The 2,615-nt window shown below is 72.2% G+C and carries 3 protein-coding genes; 2 read left to right on the forward strand and 1 reads right to left on the reverse strand.

Features of this window, described 5'->3' with window-relative positions; all coding sequences use genetic code 11:
- Positions 1 to 992, forward strand: a 992-nt coding sequence (locus AB0M20_RS37215; RefSeq protein WP_364305463.1) for a lactate racemase domain-containing protein, incomplete at its 5' end; no start/stop codon positions are given.
- Here AB0M20_RS37215 and AB0M20_RS37220 read toward each other — a convergent pair.
- Positions 905 to 1,972 (reverse strand): LacI family DNA-binding transcriptional regulator, encoded by a 1,068-nt coding sequence (locus tag AB0M20_RS37220; protein ID WP_364305465.1) that lies wholly within the window; start codon positions 1,970 to 1,972, stop codon positions 905 to 907. The two genes, AB0M20_RS37215 and AB0M20_RS37220, sit on opposite strands and share 88 nt — an antisense overlap.
- Before the next feature lie 103 nt (positions 1,973 to 2,075).
- Here AB0M20_RS37220 and AB0M20_RS37225 point away from each other — a divergent pair.
- The coding region (locus AB0M20_RS37225; protein ID WP_364305467.1) for a BTAD domain-containing putative transcriptional regulator at positions 2,076 to 2,615 on the forward strand (540 nt) is incomplete at its 3' end.

Genomic DNA, 2,615 nt, shown 5'->3' on the forward strand with positions numbered 1-2,615 from the left:
GCACGCACGGCGCGATGACCACGCTCGACGACCACGTCGGCGGCCCCTACCCGGACACCGCCGTGGTGAACCACGAGTGGTGGGATCCGTCGACGTTCGCGGACCTCGGCGTGATCCCCTCCAGCCGGATCGAGGAGCTGTCCGAGGGCCGCATGCACGGCGATGTGCGGGTGCGGCTCAACCGGGCCGTCGTCGACCACGACATCGCGCTGGTCGTCGGCCCGGTCCTGCCGCACGAGGTGGTGGGGATGTCGGGCGGCAACAAGTACTTCTTCCCGGGCGTCGCCGGCCAGGAGATCATCGACGTGTCGCACTGGCTCGGCGCGCTGATCACCTCCGCCGAGATCATCGGGACCACCGACCTGACCCCGGTGCGCGCGCTGATCAACGACGGCGCGGCGCTGATCCCCGCGGACACGTACGCGTTCAGCGTCGTCACCGCCGAGGACGGCGCCGGCCTGCACTCGGTCTCCTTCGGCGACCCGCAGACGTCGTGGTCGGAGGCCGCCCGGATCAGCGCGGCCACCCACGTCACCTACCTCGACGCACCGGTGCGCCGGGTGCTGTCGCTGGTCCCGGCCATGTACGACGAGATCTGGACCGGGGCCAAGGGCTTCTACAAGGTCGAGCCGGTGGTCGCCGACGGTGGCGAGGTGATCCTCTACGCGCCGCACATCCGCGAGATCGCCACCAGCCATCCGCAGATCCACGAGATCGGCTACCACTGCCGCGACTACTTCGTGAAGCAGTGGGACCGGTTCTCCCAATTCCACTGGGGCGTCCTCGCCCACTCGACCCACCTGCGGGGCGCCGGCACGTTCGAGGACGGCGTCGAGCGGCTCCGGGTGGACGTCACGCTGGCGACCGGGATCCCCGAGGAGGTGTGCCGCTCGGTGAACCTGGGTTACCGCGACCCGGCGACGATCGACGTGGCCGGTTTCGACGGCTTGGTGGTGCCGCGCGCCGGCGAGGTGCTGTACCGGTTGCGCTGACCGGTCGACTGCCGCACCACCAGGCGGGTGGGCAGCACCAGCGGGTGGCCGCTGGGCCGGGCGCCGAGCGACACCGCGATGCAGTTCTGCACGCCGGTGAAACCCATCCGGTACAGCGGCGACGCGACCGTGGTCAGCTGCGGCTCGACCAGCTCGGCGAAGGTGATGTTGTCGAAGCCGACGACGCTCACCTCGTCCGGCACGCGCACGTCGAGCTTGCGCAGGCCCTTGACGACGCCGATCGCCACCTGGTCGTTGTAGGCCATCACCGCGGTCGCCTCCAGGTGCGCGACCTTGCGGGCGGCGTTCAGCCCGGCGAGGACGTTCGGCTCGTTCGGCCCGATCCGGCGCGCCTCCAGGCCCAGAGCGGCGGCCGCGTCCCGCAGCGCCCGCCAGCGGACGCCGTCGGACCAGCTCGCCTCCGGCCCGGCGACGTAGAGGATGCGGTCGTGGCCGAGCCCGGCCAGATGCTCGGCGGCCAGCCGGATCCCCCGCTCGCTGTCGTTGGTCACGCAGTTGGCCTCGGGGATGATGCGGTTGAGCAGCACCACCGCTTTCTGCTTGGCGACCATGCGCAGCGCCGCGTCGGACATCCGCGAGCTGGCGATCACGATGCCGTCGACCTGGGCCAGCTCGTGCTCGATCGTCTCCCGTTCGACCTCGGGCGACTCGTTGGTGTGGGTGAGGATCAGCTGGTAGCCGGCCTCGCGCGCCGCTTCGTACGCGCCCCTGATGATGTCGCCGTAGAACGGATTGGTGACATCCGCGACGACCAGGCCGATCGCGCGCAGCGGCGGGCGCTCGCCGGGCTGCGGGGCCTGCGCCGGGGCGGCACGATAGCCCAGCCGCTCGGCCGCCGCGAAGATCTGCTGCGCGGTCTCCGCGTGCACTCGGCCGGGCTTGGAGAACGCCCGGGACACGGTGGAGGCCGCCACGCCCGCCTCGCGCGCGACGTCGTAGATCGTCGGCCGCCGACCCATGCCGCCAGCCTATGGTCGGCGATCCTCGCGCAACAGAGCGGAAACACGGAGCCGGTCCTCCGGACGGCGAAGGAACTTCGCACCTTGCGGCACAATCATGGCCGTGGAGATCGCGGTGCTCGGACAGCTCGAGCTGCGCGACCGTGCCGGGGAAGCCGTGCCGGTCGCCGGCGCGCGGCTGCGTACCCTGCTGATCCTGCTGGCGCTCGACGTGGGCCGCACCGTCTCCGCCGACCGCCTGATCGACGGCATCTGGGGTGACGAGCCGCCGGCGGCGGCCGCGAACGCGCTGCAGGCGCTGATCTCCCGCCTGCGCCGCGCCGGCCTGACCATCGAGGCGGCGCCGACCGGCTACCGCCTGGTCCTGGACACCGAGTCGGTGGACGCGCACCGGTTCGTGCGGCTGGCGATGACCCGGCCCGCCGAGGCGCTGACGTTGTGGCGCGGCGACCTCGACTTCCCGGAGGCATCGCGGCCCGAGGCGGTGAACCTCACGCGGCTGCGGCTCAGCGCGCAGCGGACGGTGCTGGCCGAGCGGGTCCGACGCGGTGACGACGTGACCGCCGAGCTGGACGCGCTGGTCCAGGCGCATCCGCTCGACGAGCCGCTGACCGGGCTGCTGATGCGCGCCCACGCCGCCGCC

Source organism: Actinoplanes sp. NPDC051633 (assembly GCF_040681735.1).
Lineage (GTDB): Bacteria > Actinomycetota > Actinomycetes > Mycobacteriales > Micromonosporaceae > Actinoplanes.

Coding starts and splice junctions, on each gene's coding strand:
- AB0M20_RS37220 (WP_364305465.1), bottom strand. CDS start 1,972: ATGGGTCGGCGGCCGACGATCTACGACGTCGCGCGCGAGGCGGGCGTG.